Origin of the sequence: Alcaligenes sp. NLF5-7, assembly GCF_024266725.1 — a bacterium.
In the GTDB taxonomy this organism is placed as follows: Bacteria; Pseudomonadota; Gammaproteobacteria; order Burkholderiales; family Burkholderiaceae_B; genus Alcaligenes; species Alcaligenes phenolicus.
In genome coordinates this window covers 2,913,461-2,930,372 of the sequence record NZ_CP100755.1, presented here as the reverse complement: position 1 = coordinate 2,930,372, position 16,912 = coordinate 2,913,461, and the positions used below count along the sequence as shown (strand labels likewise).

At 67.6% G+C, this 16,912-nt stretch carries 20 protein-coding genes; all 20 read right to left on the bottom strand.

The features are described from left to right. Nucleotides 1-4: 4 nt before the first annotated feature. Nucleotides 5-952, bottom strand: coding sequence for a TIGR03756 family integrating conjugative element protein (locus MID00_RS13470; protein ID WP_042920633.1), 948 nt, complete (start codon nucleotides 950-952; stop codon nucleotides 5-7). Further along, entirely contained in the window at nucleotides 949-1,395 is a 447-nt protein-coding gene (locus MID00_RS13465) for a TIGR03757 family integrating conjugative element protein (RefSeq protein WP_033948081.1), read from the bottom strand. Before MID00_RS13465 ends, MID00_RS13470 begins: the two co-directional genes overlap by 4 nt. A gap of 162 nt (nucleotides 1,396-1,557) precedes the next feature. Then, a complete protein-coding gene (locus tag MID00_RS13460; protein WP_033948079.1) occupies nucleotides 1,558-2,052 on the bottom strand; it encodes a JAB domain-containing protein in 495 nt (164 codons plus the stop codon). Between the two features lie 181 nt (nucleotides 2,053-2,233). After that, entirely contained in the window at nucleotides 2,234-3,019 is a 786-nt protein-coding gene (locus MID00_RS13455; RefSeq protein ID WP_033948077.1) for a DsbA family protein, read from the bottom strand. A gap of 13 nt (nucleotides 3,020-3,032) precedes the next feature. Then, nucleotides 3,033-5,909: a conjugative transfer ATPase gene (locus MID00_RS13450; protein ID WP_033948075.1), complete on the bottom strand. Its 2,877-nt coding sequence runs from the start codon at nucleotides 5,907-5,909 to the stop codon at nucleotides 3,033-3,035. Then, nucleotides 5,909-6,349: a TIGR03751 family conjugal transfer lipoprotein gene (locus tag MID00_RS13445; protein ID WP_033948072.1), complete on the bottom strand. Its 441-nt coding sequence runs from the start codon at nucleotides 6,347-6,349 to the stop codon at nucleotides 5,909-5,911. The genes MID00_RS13450 and MID00_RS13445 overlap by 1 nt, the downstream gene beginning before the upstream one ends. Further along, nucleotides 6,330-7,754 carry a TIGR03752 family integrating conjugative element protein gene (locus MID00_RS13440; RefSeq protein ID WP_033948071.1) on the bottom strand — a complete coding sequence of 475 codons (1,425 nt, stop codon included), beginning with the start codon at nucleotides 7,752-7,754 and terminating at the stop codon, nucleotides 6,330-6,332. Before MID00_RS13440 ends, MID00_RS13445 begins: the two co-directional genes overlap by 20 nt. Then, nucleotides 7,744-8,658, bottom strand: a complete 915-nt coding sequence (locus MID00_RS13435; RefSeq protein WP_033948069.1) for a TIGR03749 family integrating conjugative element protein — start codon at nucleotides 8,656-8,658, stop codon at nucleotides 7,744-7,746. The genes MID00_RS13440 and MID00_RS13435 overlap by 11 nt, the downstream gene beginning before the upstream one ends. Further along, a complete protein-coding gene (locus MID00_RS13430) occupies nucleotides 8,655-9,347 on the bottom strand; it encodes a PFL_4703 family integrating conjugative element protein (RefSeq protein WP_033948067.1) in 693 nt (230 codons plus the stop codon). Before MID00_RS13430 ends, MID00_RS13435 begins: the two co-directional genes overlap by 4 nt. Next, nucleotides 9,344-9,742, bottom strand: a complete 399-nt coding sequence (locus MID00_RS13425) for a TIGR03750 family conjugal transfer protein (protein WP_033948065.1) — start codon at nucleotides 9,740-9,742, stop codon at nucleotides 9,344-9,346. The genes MID00_RS13430 and MID00_RS13425 overlap by 4 nt, the downstream gene beginning before the upstream one ends. Nucleotides 9,743-9,754: 12 nt before the next feature. Beyond that, the gene (locus MID00_RS13420; protein ID WP_033948062.1) at nucleotides 9,755-10,114 is read right to left on the bottom strand and encodes a TIGR03745 family integrating conjugative element membrane protein; all 360 of its coding nucleotides are present in this window, start codon (nucleotides 10,112-10,114) and stop codon (nucleotides 9,755-9,757) included. Between the two features lie 16 nt (nucleotides 10,115-10,130). Further along, nucleotides 10,131-10,364, bottom strand: a complete 234-nt coding sequence (locus tag MID00_RS13415; protein WP_033948059.1) for a TIGR03758 family integrating conjugative element protein — start codon at nucleotides 10,362-10,364, stop codon at nucleotides 10,131-10,133. After that, nucleotides 10,361-10,744 carry an RAQPRD family integrative conjugative element protein gene (locus MID00_RS13410; protein ID WP_033948057.1) on the bottom strand — a complete coding sequence of 128 codons (384 nt, stop codon included), beginning with the start codon at nucleotides 10,742-10,744 and terminating at the stop codon, nucleotides 10,361-10,363. The genes MID00_RS13415 and MID00_RS13410 overlap by 4 nt, the downstream gene beginning before the upstream one ends. Before the next feature lie 98 nt (nucleotides 10,745-10,842). Next, on the bottom strand, nucleotides 10,843-11,592 hold the full coding sequence (locus MID00_RS13405) for a TIGR03747 family integrating conjugative element membrane protein (protein ID WP_033948054.1): 750 nt from the start codon (nucleotides 11,590-11,592) through the stop codon (nucleotides 10,843-10,845). Continuing rightward, nucleotides 11,589-13,775, bottom strand: a complete 2,187-nt coding sequence (gene traD / locus MID00_RS13400; RefSeq protein ID WP_033948049.1) for a type IV conjugative transfer system coupling protein TraD — start codon at nucleotides 13,773-13,775, stop codon at nucleotides 11,589-11,591. Before traD ends, MID00_RS13405 begins: the two co-directional genes overlap by 4 nt. A 4-nt stretch (nucleotides 13,776-13,779) precedes the next feature. Further along, nucleotides 13,780-14,319, bottom strand: coding sequence for an integrating conjugative element protein (locus MID00_RS13395; RefSeq protein ID WP_033948047.1), 540 nt, complete (start codon nucleotides 14,317-14,319; stop codon nucleotides 13,780-13,782). Continuing rightward, nucleotides 14,316-14,906: a transglycosylase SLT domain-containing protein gene (locus MID00_RS13390; protein WP_033948045.1), complete on the bottom strand. Its 591-nt coding sequence runs from the start codon at nucleotides 14,904-14,906 to the stop codon at nucleotides 14,316-14,318. The genes MID00_RS13395 and MID00_RS13390 overlap by 4 nt, the downstream gene beginning before the upstream one ends. Then, nucleotides 14,888-15,613 carry a TIGR03759 family integrating conjugative element protein gene (locus MID00_RS13385; protein WP_033948041.1) on the bottom strand — a complete coding sequence of 242 codons (726 nt, stop codon included), beginning with the start codon at nucleotides 15,611-15,613 and terminating at the stop codon, nucleotides 14,888-14,890. Before MID00_RS13385 ends, MID00_RS13390 begins: the two co-directional genes overlap by 19 nt. 14 nt (nucleotides 15,614-15,627) lie before the next feature. Further along, nucleotides 15,628-16,269: a hypothetical protein gene (locus MID00_RS13380; protein WP_033948039.1), complete on the bottom strand. Its 642-nt coding sequence runs from the start codon at nucleotides 16,267-16,269 to the stop codon at nucleotides 15,628-15,630. Continuing rightward, nucleotides 16,266-16,865, bottom strand: coding sequence for a PilL N-terminal domain-containing protein (locus MID00_RS13375; protein ID WP_033948037.1), 600 nt, complete (start codon nucleotides 16,863-16,865; stop codon nucleotides 16,266-16,268). The genes MID00_RS13380 and MID00_RS13375 overlap by 4 nt, the downstream gene beginning before the upstream one ends. Nucleotides 16,866-16,912 lie beyond the last annotated feature (47 nt).

Below are 16,912 nucleotides of genomic sequence, written 5' to 3'. Positions count from 1 at the left end.
CACCTCAGAGGAAATCGACGCTGCCCAGGAACACCTGGCCCCGGCGTTCGCAGCAGGCATATGGCCGCCACAGCGCCCATGCGTAGTCGCCTTGCTGCGCCTGGGTCAGGAAGCCGCTACGCGGGAAGACCGTGCAGGACGACGACAGGACGGGTGTGAGTTCTTGCCACTTGCCGGTGGAGGCATCGCCCTCCATCAGCGCGCCGGCCGGCCAGTAGCCGTCGCGGGAGTTGGCAAGCAACGGCTGATAGACGTGGATCTGCCCCCGGCGAGTGACCACATCGCCCGCACGCTGGGCCACCACTGCGCCGGCCTTGAAGTCGTCGGTCTGGTGCAGGAATCCGCCGCGGGGATACACGTTGCCCCACAGGTTCATCGTGGTGCGTGCGCCGACCTCGCGCCGGCCCGGAATCAGCGCTTCCGGGTAGGCCATCTCGGGCACGTTGTAGCGCCAGGCCAGCGTGTCCAAGGTGCTGAGCAAGTACGGCATGAATGCCGTGCCCGCGCCCTCGCAGAAGTAGCCCGACGACGAGACGAACTGGTTGAACACCTCGGCGCCGGGGTGGCCGATGACGTCCGCGTTCTTGAATTTGGCGAGGTTGTTTTCGTGGTCCTCGTTCGTCGTCCCGTCGCCGCCCGCCTGGGCGGACGGATTGGGCGTGCTCATTGCCCGGACTTCGACCCAGGGGTTTTCGCCGGTATTCGAGTACGACGACACCACCGCGTCGGGAATGTAGTGGCGCACTTTGGTGGACGTGCGCACGGTGCAGCCCGTCCATGTGCAGTAGAGCCAGTAGCAGATGCCGACGACGCGGTATTCGAGGCAATCGGGCGATGCCACCGAGCCGATGATGGTCGCTGTATTGAGGGCGTAGCTGCCCGTGGCGCTGAGCAGCAGCAACGAAGCCACGCCAGCGCGCAGGCGGCGCATCAGGTCGAATGGGCGGGTCACGGCTGGGTCCTCCGGTGCTGCTCGATGCGCGCGATGGCGCGAGCCACGTCCGGCTCGCCATAGACCACGTAGCGCTGGTCCACCACGACGGCCGGGAGGCTCGTGATGCCGAGGCTCCATGCGTCGGTAACGCCTTGGTATGCGGAAGCGATGCGTCGCTGCAGATCGGCACCGCCGCCATTCAGCCGGCGCTTGACGATGGCCGTCGCCTGTTCGGGGTCGGTGGGCAGTCCCGCGGAAAGCTCCGCTTCAATCCTGTGGGCGTCGTCCAGCTCGATCAGCCGCTCGCCGCCCATGGTCTTGACCGGGTGGCGGCTGTCGGTGACGACCACCACGTCGGCGGCGAAGGTGGCCGGGCTGAAAACGGCCAGGGTTGCCGGCAGTGCCACGGCCAGGCCGAGGGTTCGCCAGCCCGGCGCGAACCTGGAAAGAGATGCTGGCATGTCGCGTGCCCTTGAAGTTGATCAGAGCAGTAGTCAAACGCGAAGCCGACGCGGCCCCCACAAACAATGCGCATCGCGCACTGCCCGCATACCTGCTTGTCTCGCGCCCATGAAAAAGCGGAGGCCGAAGCCTCCGCGTGGATCAGGGAGCCGATGCCGTCGCTACAGCAGGCCGGATTCCGCGAACGAGTACGGCGTGCCCTGGCCGACGATGAGGTGATCCAGCACCCTCACGTCGATCAACGACAACGCGGCCTTCAGCGTCTGGGTCATCGCGCGGTCCGCGCTTGACGGCTCCGTGCAGCCCGAAGGGTGCTGGTGCGAAAAAATGACCGCAGCGGCGTTAAGTTCCAGGGCGCGCTGCACGATTGGGCGCGCATGCACCGTGGTCGAATGGACCGTGCCCTTGAACATCGGCTCGTAGGCCAGCACCTCGTGCATGCTGTTGAGAAACACGATGGCGAAGATTTCGTTGGGCTCGGCGGCCAGTTTCAGGCGCAGGTAGTCCTTGACGGCCGCAGGCTGATCCAGGGATGGCCCCTTCTTGAAGACCCGCTGCTCCAGCAGCGCGATGGCTTGCCGGATGATCCAGTCATCGGATTGGGACGCTGGGGCAAAACGTGGCTCCACGCAGGAGTCGTTGATGACGAGAGACATGGCGGACCTCCAGAATGTGAACGGAGGGCGCCACCCTGGGAGGGTAAGCCCTCCTGGGGATGGAAACAGCGGAACAAGGTGCATCCACCACCGCGCAGCGGTGATTGTTCGCAGCCAGGATGCGAAGCGAACGGGTCGCGGTCAGCGCGGCAAGCCGCGCCGTAGCCTCCAAGACCGAGGGCTACCTGGGCATGTCGCCGACAACGTCGGCAGGCATTTCGGATGTGGGGGTGGCGGGCGAAGCCGTCGCGTCGCTGGCCGTGTCCCCGGCCGCCAGCATGTCCATGGCTGACAGCAAGGCATCTCCCTCGATCGGCCCCTGCAGCAGGATGGCTTGGCCCGTCTGGCGATCGTGCAGCCGCAGCGACGGCGTGGCGGTCACGCCGCTCTTGGTGGCTTCCGCGGCCTGCGCGCGGATGAGCGCATCGACCCGCTCGCTCGCCAGGCATTGCTCGACGGCCGGCGTCGATTCGGAGTAGCGCAGGCCATCGGGCAGGCCTTGGCCGTCGCTGCGCGTGTGGGCATAGACCCACTCGACGGCTTGCCAGAATGCGGCATGCCCGCCGGCTTCGGCGGCGCACTCGGTCAGGCGCGCCTCGATCGATGCGGCGGGTTCATGCGCAGCCAGCGGCTGGTGGTGCCATTGCAGGGCCACGTCGGTGTTGTTGCCGACCCACCGCTTGAGCTGCGGGAAGTACTCCCGGCAGAACGGGCACTCCAGGTCGGCGTAGAGCGTCAGCGTGAAGCGGCCTTCCGGGTTGCCCATCTGCCAGGGTGGCCCAGCGACCTGCGCCGTGCTGACCGGCGCGGGCGACGGCGCTGAGGATTCGCCGGGCGTCCGGGACACCAGCCAGATCAGCAGCAGCGCGACCAGCGCAGCAGCCAATACCCAGGGCCAGCGAGGCCGCCAGCGGCGACGGCGGAACGCCTGGACCTGCATCGGAATGGAAGGACGTTTCTGTTCCATGGCGTTCTCCGGTTTACGACAGTTCCAGGGCCGGCGACTCGATGCCGCGGGCCTGGTCGATCTTCTCGGCCACCTTGAAAGCCGCTTCCAGTTCGGTGCAGCCGTACTGCTGCATGAGCTGGTAGCGTTCGGCCTTCTCCTCGGGTTCTGTCTGCGCGAGGGCGAGGTACAGGGACGGCGGCACGGCGCGGAACAGCACTTCCATGCTCTTGGAGAGGATGACGCCTTCGGTGAATTTCCCCGCTTCCTTGCGCGCCGAAAGCATCAGCGCCTTCTGCGCGGGCGAGAGTTCGCGGAACCGCGCGATCTTCTCGACTTCATCGGGCGGCATGCTGAGACAGATCCACCACTCGATCATGTTGAGCATGGGCTCCGCGGCGCGCGGCAGGTCGTCGATGTTCTGCGTCGCGAGCCAGAACCAGGCCCCCAACTTTCTCCACATCTTTGTAATTTTCACGACGTAGGGCGCGAGCAGCGGATTCTTCGTGATGATGTGGCCTTCGTCGGTGACGTTGATGATCGGGCGGCCCAAGTACTGGTCGCGCTCGGCGATGTTGTTCACCGTGCTGATCAGGCTGATGTAGGCGATGGAGAGCTGGGCGTTGTAGCCCTCGCGGGCGTAGGTCGCCAGATCGACCAGGGTGATGTCGGCTTCGGGCCACGGCGTGCCGTCACGGTCGAACATCTCGCCGTCCGTGCCTTGGCAGAACATGTCCATCGCGTCCGCCATCTCCAGCAGCCGCACGCGCCGCATCTCGGGCAGCGTCGGGTCCTGGCCGCGGGTGCGCAGCGCGTTGCGCACGTCGCGCGTGAGCACCGTGCGCTTCTCGGCCACGCAGTGCTCGGCGGCGTCGAGGATGCACTGCCGGATCAACGAGCGATCGGCCCGTGTCATCCGGGCTTCCTCCTTGTCCTCGCCGCCCGTGATCATCAGCCGCGCCGTGATCTCCAGTTCGCCCAGCACGTCGCGCTGCTCGTCCGCCTCCATGGCCGAGGCGTCCGGGGGCAGGTCTTCGTCCAGCGCGTCGGCATCGAGCGTCTGCACGTCGCTTGGCGTTTCAATCAGCCGGCGCGCATCGGCGAACGGCGCGAGGCTGATGCCCGAGCCTGGGGCCAGCTTGACCCGGTTCACGGTGAGACCCAGGCGCTTGGCGAAATCGCTGAACAGGCCGAAGCTGTTGCCGGCCTCCACGATGAACAGCCGCGGGCGATATATCGCCGTAACTTGGTTCAAGAGGTTGTTGAGCGTCGCGGACTTCCCCGAGCCGGTGGGGCCGAACAGGAACAGGTGGGCATTCATCTGCCGATCCAACCTGTTCAAGGGGTCAAACGTAATCGGGCCGCCGCCGCGGTTGAACATCGTGATGCCGGGGTGCCCCGTGCCCTGGGCGCGGCCCCACACCGGCGACACGTTCGCGATGTGCTGCGCGAACATCAGTTGGGTGTACCACCTGCGCCGATCCTGGCCGGGGTTGTAGCAGCACGGCAGCCAGCGCAAGTAGCTGTTGAGCGGTGCCACCTCGTCGTCCTCGCGCACCGGCTGCAAGCCGGCGTTGAGCATCACGTTCGCGAGATGAAGGCCGCGCCGGTCCAGTTCCGCTTCGTCGCGCCCGCGCAGGTAGAACGCCAGCGTCCCCCGGTAGAGCTTGTGCGCGCTGCCGATCAGGGAGCGGGCTTCCTGCACGTCCTTGAGCGTCTGCTCCGACGCCAGCGTCTCGCCCACGGCCTTCTTCGCCAGATGGTTGAGATCCGCTTCCAGGACATCCTGCGGCGTGGCGACCATCGTGAGACAAAGCAAGGTGTCTTCCGGCATCTGGTCGAACAGCGTGTTGATGGCATCGCCTTTGCGGGTCTCGCCGGTCAGGTGTCCGGTGCCGGGCGGCATGCGCAGCCGGTCGGTGATCAGCACGCGGTGCGGCATGCCGTCGAAGTACCAGGTGCCGTGCCCCACGTCGGAGCGTGGCTGGCCGAAGAACAACCGCTGGCTGAAATCCCGACCGCTTGCCAGTTCGATCTCGCCCTCCTCGGTCTCGTCGGGGTAGCGCGCCAGCGCGTAGAAGCGCTCTCGATCCTCGGCGCCAGACCCGAGCATCGCGGGGCGCGGATTGAACCACCGCAGCAGCCAGTCGTGGACGTCGGCTGCGACCATGCGCCGTGCCTGGATGCCGGCGTTCGCCAGGCCGCCGCACAGGCGGTCGCAAACGATGTTCAGCATCTGCTCGGGCGTCTGGCCGCGGCGGCTTGCCTGCCCGGTGGCACGGCGATAGATCACCATGCGCACCCGCCGCGTCTGGCCGCGCCAGCGCAGCCGCGTGACCACCGTGTCCTCGAACAGGCCGCCCGGCTTGGCGACCGCGCGCAGGTGGTGGCCGAAGAAGCGCAGGTAGAACTCGGTGAACGCGGTATCGCGGGCGCGCGGCTGCACGTAGTCGCGCAGGGTCTGCATGTACTGGTCGAAGCTGGGCTCGTCCTGGGCGTAGAGCTGGAGCACCCAGGGGTTTTCGTCCAGCTCATCGAACGAGTCCTGGAGCGCGTTCTCCAAGGCATCGCGGGCATGCGCGAGCCAGCCGGGTTCCCGGCCCTCGGTGCCCAGCGGCACCAGCTCGTAGAACGCAGCCACCGACTGCCCATCTTCCAGCAACATGGACTTCAAGCCGGGTAGGAATTCCACCCAGGGCAGGAGTTCGACAAACGACGGCGCGACGTCGTACAGCGCCTGCTCGTCGGCCAGGGTCGCCGGCCTGCGGCCCTGTACCGCCGCGCCGGGCTCGGGGATGCCGGCTTGGCGCAAGGCCTCGACGTGACGCTGCCACCCGTCCGGCTGTGCGTTGCCTGCCGGGCCGCTGGTGACAGCGGCAGCATTCTTGCGCCAGGGGAGTTTCCACTGCATCAGTAGTCCTCCGTCCGCTCGCCCGGCATGGCGTACTGCACGCGCTGATACAGAGGGAAAACGGTCGTGTAGCCCGGAACGGGTACGGGGTCTGTACCCGCCAAATGTGGGTACACGTACATGACCAAATCGGGATTCGGCAGGCGATGGAACTGCCGGTAGACCTCATTGCGCGCCGTGCGCGTGTAGCGGATCTGCTCGGCGGGCGCAGCCAGCACATCCGCCTCGGTGAGCGGCCTGCGCAGGCTCTGGCGCACATCGAGCAACTGACGGCGGGCCACCTGGCCGGTGCCGCCACCGCCGTCGCCAGCCTCCTGCTGCCAGATGTCCATCATGGTCCGGTCGCTGTGGGTCAGCAGTTCCTCCTTGCTGGTGGCGCAGCCGCCAAGCACGGCGACGGCCGCGACCAGTGCGAGGCCCTTAATCGAGTTCGAGCGCATGGTTGTCTCCTGCACGGTGATCGACGCGCCGGCCTTCGGGGTCGTAATCGATGGCGAGCGGCTTTTCGAGATGAACGGCGACTTTCGCGCCAGGCTGGACATACACCGCGGCAAATGCCTGCCCGTACAACTTGTTCACCCAGCTCGACATGTCCCGGACGCCGCCCGCGAGAATCTGGCCGACCGCTTCCTGACCGCTGATGCCGACGGTGCCGATGGAGCCGTCCGAGCCGACATAGGACATCCGGCCACTGTCGCTCTCGATGAGTGAAGCCACGCCAGCGCCGGCTGCGGTGATCAGGGCCTGCGAACCCAGGTATTGCTGGGCGTTACTGCGCCGTACTCCACTGACGCAAGGAATGCCATGAGGGTCGCTGATCCAGCCCAAGCCCCCTTGCTGGCCCTGCTGTTGGTTGTTCTGTTGGTTGCCGTCGCGGTCTTCGGGGATGGTGCGAATCGTGCCGTCGTGAAAGACGAAGGTGATGCTGCGCACCTGGCCGCGCACGCAAGAAAGCGTCCAATCGCCCGATGCGGTGCCGGAGAACACGGCGCCCGCCACGTCGGGGATATCAATCCCATTCGCGGTGAGGTTGTCGGGGCCGACCAACACTTTGAATGGATATGGATCGTTTACCGTGCCGTCGATCGGCACCCGACCAATCAGTGCGGTCATTGCGACCGAGCCCATCAGCGTGGAGTTCGTCGGCACGGTATAGACGGCCTTCGCGGTATTGACCCCGGCAGCGCGGGCACCTGTGTTCGCCACGGTTTCCGCGGTGGTTTCCAGCGTGCTTTGCGCAGATCCGAAGCTCGTCGGGAAGCTCATACCGCTGCCCGTGCCACGGCTGCTGTTACGCCCCTCGGCAGGCTTTGCGTCATCTGGCTCGATCCAACGCATGCCGCCTTCCATGCCGGCCTCGTCTCCGTCGCGCAGCCCCAGACCGACCGGCAGATCGGCATGGTCGCCGCGTCCGCCGATGCTGTCCAGACGCCGCTGCAGGTCGGCGAGCAACCCTTCAGTCTGCTGGCGCGCACTGACCGCCTGCTCCTGGTCGCGGCGCAGGTTGGAGCGTTCGGATTCGAGGGCCGAGTTGATGCGCTGGTCAATGGAGGCTTCCCGTTGACGCAGGCGCTGGTTTTCCTCGCGCTGCGACCTGTTGTCCGAAAGCGCGCCCTGAAGCTCGGTACGCAACTGCTTTACCTGCGCCACCAGGGTGGCTACGGTGTCGCGAGGGGTATCGCCTTCGATGCCCAGCGCCTTCATTTCCTCGGGCGTGAGCTGCGTGCCGGCATCCGCGGTCGGCGGTGCCGTCGTGCTCCCGCCGGAGAAAAGACGGATGGCGACGAACAGCACCAGCAAGACCACTGGGATCAGCAGCCACTTCAGCAAGCCATTACTGCGCATGATCGGCCTCCTTGCCATCCTTGGCATGGGGGGTCGGCTGGGGCAGATGCACTGCCGGATCGAAGCGGTGGATCGCCGGCAGCAGCGATTGCGCGAGGCCGCGCCCGCGCGTTACCAGGTACAGCGCGGTCGTGTCTTCGGGCGTCCCGCGGGGGCCGAGTGTTTCGTGCTGGAAGGTGGCGGTGAGGAAGTCACCTTGCAGCACGCGCGGGTCGAGCGTGACCCAACCGCTGCTGCTGTTGGTAAGCCGCACGGCACTGACCCACTGGTCTTCCAGGCGCCACGACGCGAGCGGGACCGCGCGCACCGGCAGCGTCGGCATCAGCGTGCCGAGGTCGAGGCCACGGCGCAGGTTCACCCGCATGACGCCGGGCAGCGGCTCCACGGTGCGCAGCGGCGCGTAGAGGTTCTGCGCGGCGAAGCGCGTCAGGACGACTGGCACTGGGGTTTCGCGCCGGGTCGCCCGCGTACCTGCTTGGTCCTGGGCGCGTGCGGGGGCCTCATCGGCACCGCCTGCCTGACCGCCGTAGCGCGCCGGGGTACTGCTGCCCTCGACGATACGCACCGGCTCCAGTTCAGCCTCGCCGTCCCTGGGCGGTTCGGCCGCGATGTCGAGCAGGATCAGCGCGCCGGTATCGGCGTCCTGCAATTGCAGCCGCGTGGGTTCGATCGGCTCGCTGGCGCGCAGGTACACCGCGCCGCCCGCGCTCTGCACCCGCAAGCGTTCGCCCACGCCTGCGGGTACACCTACTCGGACGTTCCGGTCGATGAACACGATGCGCTCCTGGCCGACCTTCAGCGGCACCGCCAGCGGCATGCGCTCCCAGCGCAAGATTTCCACCGCCTGAGCGGGGGTCACGGCGACGGCCAGTAGCCCCAGCAGCGTGAGTACAGGATGCTTCATGGGGTGTTTCCTCCTTGGGGTGCTTGCGGAGACAGGCCGCCAGGCGCCGGGCGTGTCGGCTCCGGAGCGCTGATGCGCTGGGGCGTGCCGTCGTAGCAGTCGAGCGCCAGCCCAAACGGGTTGCGGGCCGGATCGATGTCCACCCGCGTGACCTTCACCGGGTAGCGCACCAAGGCACGCTTGACCTGCTCGGCGCCGTAGTACTCGTCGGCGGTGATGTCGAGCGTCACCACCCAGTCGCGGTCGGAGACCACGCGCACGCGCGCCGTGGGGTCGTCGCCGTAGCCGCGGCCGGGGATTTCGTAGATGCCGCGCACGCGCTGGCGCAGCTCGCCCGTGGAACGGCGGTAGTCGTAGTCCGCCTGCAGGAAGGCCTGGCACGAGGGGGTGAGGTACGACGAGAGCGCGTGGAGGTTGCGCGGATAGTCCTCTTCGCCGTTAGTCGGCCAGCGGTTGAGGGTCTGGAACACGTAGAACGTGAATGCATAGACAGATTCGGGTGGCACCTCCCACCACTTGCGGGTACTGCCCGAGCGCAGGTCGGGCGGGACGTGGATGGTCAGGTCGCGCGGCGCACTCCACCAGCCGCCGCCCATGACCAGGGCGACGATGACCAGCGCTCCAGCACCCAGGCGAAGCGTCTTGATGTGCGCCTGCAGATGGGTGATCTCGTTCTTGAAGCGGCTCATCGTGCGCTCCTTCGGGTGGACCAGAAGCCGGAGCGCGAGATCAGCACGTGGCCGCCCACCCAGCCCGCCATCAGCGGATGGCGCGTGGCGATGCGCCATTGCAGTTGCCGGTACAGCCAGGTGTCGGGACGCCCGCGCTTGAGCCGGCGCAGGATGCCGCCGCCGATGAAGACGCCCAGGGCCACACCCAGGACAATGAACGTCGGCGCGATGGCGATCGTGCGGAACACCCAGGACAGCGGCGCGCCGACCAGCAGGCCGGCGGCGCCGGACAGGCCGCAGCAGATCCACAGCTCGTCGGCGGTGAGGCCACGGACGACAACGGGGTGGCGGTTGAGCCGGTGCGGAAGGAACGTCACCGTTCCGTCCGCACGGACGTGCTGCTGTTCGGACATACCGGCCTCGCCTTACAGGATGCCGGTGGCTTCGGTGAGCAGCCAGATGCTGATCACCAGCAGGATGGCACCAACGGCGACGGTCAAGCCGAACTGCCCCCAGGTTTTGCGACCGTTGTGGATTTCCGCGTAGGTCCCGTAGGCGTGGTAGCAGACGCCGACAAACGCGGATGCCACCACCAGCAACGCCACGAGCATGATGATGTCGTAGCCATAGTTCCTGATCGTTTCCATGATGCCGTTGCCGGTGCCACGGGTCGGGTTCTCAATCTGCGGCAGACCCTGCGCAAACGACAGCGCAGGCAGCGTGGCGGCGCTCAGGGCCACGGCGGCGCGCTGTGCAAGGCGGGAAGTGAGGATGCGGTTTTGCATGGTCGTGCCTTTCAGGTCAGGAGAGAAGGAAGAAGCTCAGGACTAGGTACATCGCGATGAAGCGGATGCAGACGCCGAGGAACTGGCGCTGGTTGAGGCGGTTCTCGGACCACCCCACGTAGGCCGTTCGGATGGCCCAGACGCCCCAGACCAGCAGGACCGCGAACACAACGCCGACCAGGACGGTCGCCATCGCGGAAGGCGCGATGCCGCTGTTGGCTTGAAATGCCGAGACCTGGGCGCCGTTCATCGCTTGCCCTCCGCAGTCGTCGTCGGCGATGGCGAGGCGGCCCGCTCGGTGCGGTAGTCGCCGGCCAGTTCGGAGGGGTCGCGCGGCTGGGCACGCGACGGTGTGAGATGGGCCTGGATGCCGGCGCGCACGCGCGCCAGGTCAGCCAGCAGCCGCCGGTAATCGAATTGGTAGCGCTCGCCCGGCTGGATGGGGGTATGCGCGGCGCTGTCGGCGACGGTGCGCTCCAGCGCATCGAGTTGGCGCAGTGCGGCGACCAGCTCCTGGCGCTGTGCGGGGGACTCGGCCGCCGCCATCGGGGACTGACCCAGCAGGAGGGCCGTCACGAGAAAAATGGGCACGCCGCGATGCGCGGCGCGCTGCCAGATCGGAGCCAACATCGCGCCATTCCTGTGTGATCAGCAATGGCCAGATCGTGGAGATCAGGGCTGATTTAGGCCGCAAACAATAGGAACCTGCGGATGACCGGATTGATGACCTAGAGGTACTTCTTGAAGCTGCCTGCGGTCAGGCTCACGGCCAGTCCCAGCAAGGCGGCGCTCGGCAGCAGGATCAGCAATGGATGCACCGAGATCGGTAAGGCCAGGTACGTGATCCAAGGCAGCACGGCCAGCGGCATCAGGCTTGCCTTCGCGCGGTGGTAGATGAAGCCGGATTCCCGGCCCGCGCCGAAGCGGCGCACGTCGCGCCGCACCAGTCCGTCGATCAGGCCAACGAACGCCGCGGTGAAGATCAGTGGCAGCGTGAGCACCAGAACCAGCAAGCGCACCAGGAACGTGAGCGTCGTGAAAGCCGCGGCGATCAGGTAGCTCTCGGTCCAGACATAGACCTGGCTGATGTAGTAGCGGAAGTTGCGCGTCTGCCCGTGGCTGGGTGCGCGGGCGCGCTCGGCGGTCTGGCTCATGCGCTCCAGCAGCCCGGAACGCACGAACACCCATTCGTAGCCTGTGTCCACCAGCTCGTGTGCCGTGCGGCCCGGTTCCTGCACGATGGCGCTGCGCGTGAAATGGCTGGACAAGTGCCCCAGCTCGTACTGCAACATCTCCTGCGAGTGCCGCCAGCCCTGATCCTTCCAGAATAGGTGCATGCCGACGCACTCCATCACGATGGAGAACAGCAGCGAAGCGATCAGTACTCCGAGCAGCCGGAACGGCAGCGTGATCGTGTCAACAATCAGACCCTGACGGCGATTCTTCTCTCGCTGGGTAGTGCTGGCCGCGTCGCTCATGGCGCTGCCTCGCCGCCATCCGTATCGCTTGCGCCGGAGGTGGCAGGAGCGGCCGGAGTGGCATCATCCAGCAGGTCGTCGGGCAGGCCCGTGTCCTGCAAGGCCGGGGAACTGGTGAACTCCCACCACTGCGTCGCTTCGCTGTAGCTCTGGCGCATGTACCCGGCCAGTTGCTGCAAGTCTGCCGGCATCACCTCGTCCGGGTCCGGCGCCGGCAGCGGCATGCGCACTTTCCAAAGCTGACCGCCCTGCAGCAGCGCGAAGCACTGGCCTTTGGGCAGGCCGACGACGTGCGACGGCTCGATCATCGGCACGCTGGACATGCTGATGCGGTCCTGGGTGTTCGACGTGAAATCCGTCGCCCCGCGAATGTCCGAGCTGTCGGTCGCACCGCTGACGATGGTGGTCGTATAGACCTCGACCTTCGGCAATTGCCGCGTCAGCAGTTCGGCGGTCGCGGTCTCGCGCACGCGCAGCATGAACAGGTTGTTGAAATTCCCGATGACCTGACCGGCCTTGGCGCGGTTGCCGATGCGGGCCTCGATGTCCGAGAGCGTCTGCGTGTAGGCGGTGACTTGCAGGCCGGCACCGCCGCCTTTGTTGATCAATGGAATGAACTCGTCGCCCATCAACTCGTTGAATTCGTCGGCGTGGACATTGATCGGCACGCGCGCACCGGCCGATGCGCCCGGCAGTCCATCGTCGATCCCGTGCTTGTAGATGTGCCCGGCGACTGACACGAGATCGCTGAACATCGAGTTGCCGACCGCTGCGGCGACCTCGGCGTCGGAGAGCGCGTCCAGGCCCACATAGACGATGGCCCTCTTACGGATGATCTGCATCCAATCGAAGATCGGGCGCGGGTCGGCCAAATCGGAGTAATTCGGGGCCAGGAGCTGCGCGATCTTGCCGCTGGTCAACTTCTCCAACAGCGGCAGCAGCGATGCGACGATCTTGTCGAAGTACGTCTTGTCGTATCGGACGGCAGAGCGCAGGCCGTCCAGCACCGGGTCGTAGTTGCGCGCCTGCGAGAGGTACTGCTCCAGCGCCACCACGCGCTTCTCGCGCCCGATCATGTTGCGCGGGATGTTCTTCTCGTTGAGCTTGGCCTCGATCTGGACGATCACCTCCCAGGCCTTGGGCTCGGTCTTGGCGAAGTAATGCTGGGCGTACTCGATGAACAGCGCGTCGATGTTGATGACGTGCCGCTGGATCAGCATGTAGTCCGGGCGCTGTCCCAGCTCCACCAAGGCGCGCGCAATGATGTTGACGAAGCGCCAGGCGAACTCGCGGAACGCCGCGCTGTTGCCTTCGCCGGAAAGCTGCCCCGCAACGCGGGTGGCGACTTCCGATATGCGCCCGAATCGCCCCACGGCGTTGTAGCGCGCGGAGATGTCCGGCCATCCCAGGTGGAAGACGTACAACTCCCCCTCACGGCCCGCGCGCTTGGCCTCGACGTACATCCGCTTCAGGAGATCGGCATCGCCCTTCGGGTCGATGACGATCACGACCTCGTGCTCGCCCGCGGCGTTCACGCGCCGGATGTCCTGGGTCACGAACAGTTCGGCCAGCCGCGTCTTGCCCACGCGCGTGGTGCCCAGCACCAGGGAGTGGCCGACGCGCTCGCCCAGCGGCAGGCTGACGTCCACCTCCTCGGGTTCGATGCCATGCAGGCGCGGCAGACCGCCCACAGGCGGCAGCGGCCGCACCGGGTTGAAGGACACGTCCCAGCCGGTGAGCACAGGCAGCCGGGACAGCGGGAACGGCGCGAACTCCAGCCGTTCTTCCAAGCGACGCGCCAGCCGGTAGGCCGGCGTCGGCTCGACGTAGCGGCGGAACTCCGGCCGGTACGTCTGCATCAGCCTATGGGTGTGCTTCTGCTCCCACAGGAACCCGCGCCCCACGAACAGCCGTTGCTGGCTGACCGGCACGTCCTTGCTGGTCATCACGTAGCGCGGCAGCCTGCGGATGTTGCGCCGGTAGCGCAGGATGACGCGGGCATCGCGGTAGCGGATGGCGCCGTAGGCACCGAACGCCAGCGCACTGCCGACGCCCATGGACGGGCTCAGCGCGAGCGACCATGGGGCCACCAGGGACAGAAACGCGGCGCCCGCGCATGCGGCAACGGTGTATAGCTCCACCGCTGGGCGAAGCAGTACCTCGACCGGCTGTTTCCCCGACATGGCTTCATTGCTCGATGCCGGTGGCCGTGATCAGCGCCGGGTAGTGCCGCAGGCCCAGGCGCTCGGCCAGGTCGTCGCCGGACACAGGCGCGAGAGGCACGCCGGGCGCCAGGGCGCGCAGCCGCGCCAGGTTCTGCACGGTCTCGACGTTGACCACCAGGCCGACCGCGCCGCGATCGCGCAGCGCTGCCGCCTGGCGGCGCAGCCAGGCCCGGGAAGTTTCGTCGTCGCCGACGACCACGAAAGGCCGCAGGCCCGGGGCCTCGATCACCCGCCGCGCGACGGTGCCGGGCGTGAGCTTGGCGCTGCGCACCGGCAGCATCGCGGCCTCGTCCGCCGGCGTGGCGGGAACCTGGGGCGTCGGGATCGGCGGCCGGGCCGGCGCGTTGGCGCGCGGCTGGAGGTTCAGGGCTTCGTAGTACGGCAGCGCCGACGCGCCGCCACGGTCTTCGATCACGATCAGCGGCTCGCCGGCGAGCGAGGCCAGCGGCAGGCCCGCCAGCAGTACGAGCAGGCCCCGCAAGGCCAGATGGGATGTCGTCATGGGGATGTCTCCTGGCGCGCGGCGAGGACCGCGGCGGTTGGGCGCGCGCCCTGCACGCGAGCAAGGTGGCGGGATACGCTGCGCCGGTAGCGGGCGGCAGGCTCGCCCCCGGCAGGACGGTGGTAGCGGCCGATCGCCAGCAACCAGTCCTCGCCGGGGGCGTACTGCTCGCGCAGGATCTCGGCGGCAATGGCAAGGTTCCGGTACGGGTCGAGCAAGTCGCAGGCGCTGGCGTAGCGCTGCCGGTGATAGCCGAGGTTGATCTGGCCCAGGCCCGCGTCGATGCGCGTGTGGGGCGTGGAGCGCATCGCCCGCTGCAAGCCGGCGCAGGCGTCGGCGCGGGTCGCGTAGCGGTGCGACTGGCCTGCGACGTTGAGGGACCACGGCCACGGGACGATGCGCCCGTTGCGGCGGATGCCGCTCTCCTGCAAGGCCACGGCGTAGAGCACCGTCGAGGGGATGCCTGCGCGCTGCGCCGCAAGCTGGTAGGCCGGTGGCGGAACCTCCTGGGCCTGGGCGGCGCAGGCGCAGAAGCCAGCGACGAGCACCAGTGCGCGCAGCGATGCGACTACGGCTGGCGCTGCCATTGGCCGTTCACCTCGCGCACGACCGCCGGCAGGTCGCCGGGCACCCCCAAGGTCAACCAGCGACCGCCGTCGTGGTTGAGCGTGATGGTGCCGCTGCGCACGCGCGCTGGATCGACGTTCGCGCGTTTGGCCCAGTCGCGGATGCGCGCATCGTCCTGGCGGCTGCCGACCATGTACAGGTCGAACTCAGTCCCCGAGGATTGCATGCGCTGTACGAGCTGCCCGCAGGCTTCGCAGCCGTCCTTGACGAACACGGCCGTGCGGCCGGAGCCGCGCGTGGCTCCGGTGACCGGCGTGTCGTCCGGCAGATTCACCCGCTGCATGCCGGGGTTCAGGCGCTGCCAGGCCTCGTCGTAGGCCCTCTGGTAGGCGAGCAGCTTCTCGACGCGGCGCGCCTCGACCTGCACCTGCAGTTCTGCGTAGCGGCGCCGTTCCTCGTCGGTGCGCGCTTCGATGCCCAGGGCCGACAGCGGGTCCAGATTGGGGGAGTAGATGCCCAGCGGCCCGTCCATCAGTTCGCGGTATCGCGCCCACTCCTGCGGTTGCAGGCCCCAGTCGCTTGCCGCCCGGTCGTCCAGAAGGCGAGCGGCCAGCGGGCGCTCCTGGCTCTGCGCATTGCGGGCGGGCGCCGTGGCCGGCTGCTGCGCCCACGCGGGAAACTGGGTGGACGCCAGCAGGAGCGCGGAAAGGATGATCGATGGCTTCATGCGATCTGCTCCGGTCAGGGAATCGCCACACGGCGGGTCTGGTCACCGGCCTGGAACACCGCGGTGTTGCCCTCTACGGCCTGCAAGCGCCACGGGCCGACCGCATCGCCGGGTAGCAGCACCTGAAGCTGGTCGGGCGTGAAGTCCCCACTACTCGGCGCGACGGACACGCTGCGCTCGCCGGCACGCAGTTCGGCACCGACGATGCGGAACGGGAGCGGCAGCGGTTCGGGCTTGGCGGCTGACTTGCTCGGTGCGCGCGGCTGGGCGGGTACCGCGGCGCGTGCTGCGGTCTGGCGCGTCTTGAGCTGCTCGACCTCGGCACGTAGCGCCTGAAGGTCGTTGGCGGCGGCATAGGCGCTCAGCGATTGCTCGACCTGGGCCGCGCGTGCTTCCAGGATTTGGCGGGTGTCTTTGAGGTCTGCGGCCGTGGCGACGGCCGGACGCTGCTGGATGGCCTCGATGGTCTCGGCCAGACTTGTCGCCTGCGCTTCGAGGCGTTGCAGGCGGGAATCGAGGCGTTCGTGGTTGGCCTGGTCGTTCATGGCCTGGTAGCCCAGGGCCACGAGAACACTGAGGCCGATCAGCCAGAGCCACATCAGGCTCTGTACCACCACGGCGGCGGTTGAACGATGGGCGGGTCGCGGGGCGTTCATGGCTGGCCTCCCGATGCCGTGGGCGCCAGCGGGAACGTCTGCACCGCCTCGGTGGCGGGTGGCGCGGGTACGTTGTCGGCGGTCATGCTGTCGCCGGGCTGCTGGAAGCAGATTTGCCGCGCGCGGTCATCCGCGTGCAGGTCCCAGGCCGGGCCAGCCAAGGTGAGCAGCGCATCGCGCAGGGTCATGGGACCGAGGTGCAGGTGCGCCGCCGGCAGCGGCAGTGCGTACAGCTCGATCACCGCATGCGCCGTCTGGCACAAGCCGTAACCGCTGCGCTTGAGCACATGCCGTAGCCCGTCGCCGACCGTGGCGCGGGCATCCTCGGGCATCGACACGTCGATGGTTTGCAACAGCAGGTCGCGCTGCGCTGCTGTCGGTGCCAGTTCCACGAGGGTGTAGCGGCCGTAGCGCACGACGGGGATGTACTCGGGGGCCTCGGGTGCGGGCACGGCCGAGACTTCCTCGATGGTGTCGGGCGCGACCGGCACGTTCGTCGTCGCGCAGCCGCCAGCCAGCACCGACCAAAGCAGGCCGAGAAAACCCGCTAGCAGGCGGCGTTCGGGATGGTGAAACCAGGGTGGAGAGGGGCACATGGCGCGTCGTCCTGAAACATCGAGCCCTCACCATCGCCGCTCGGGCC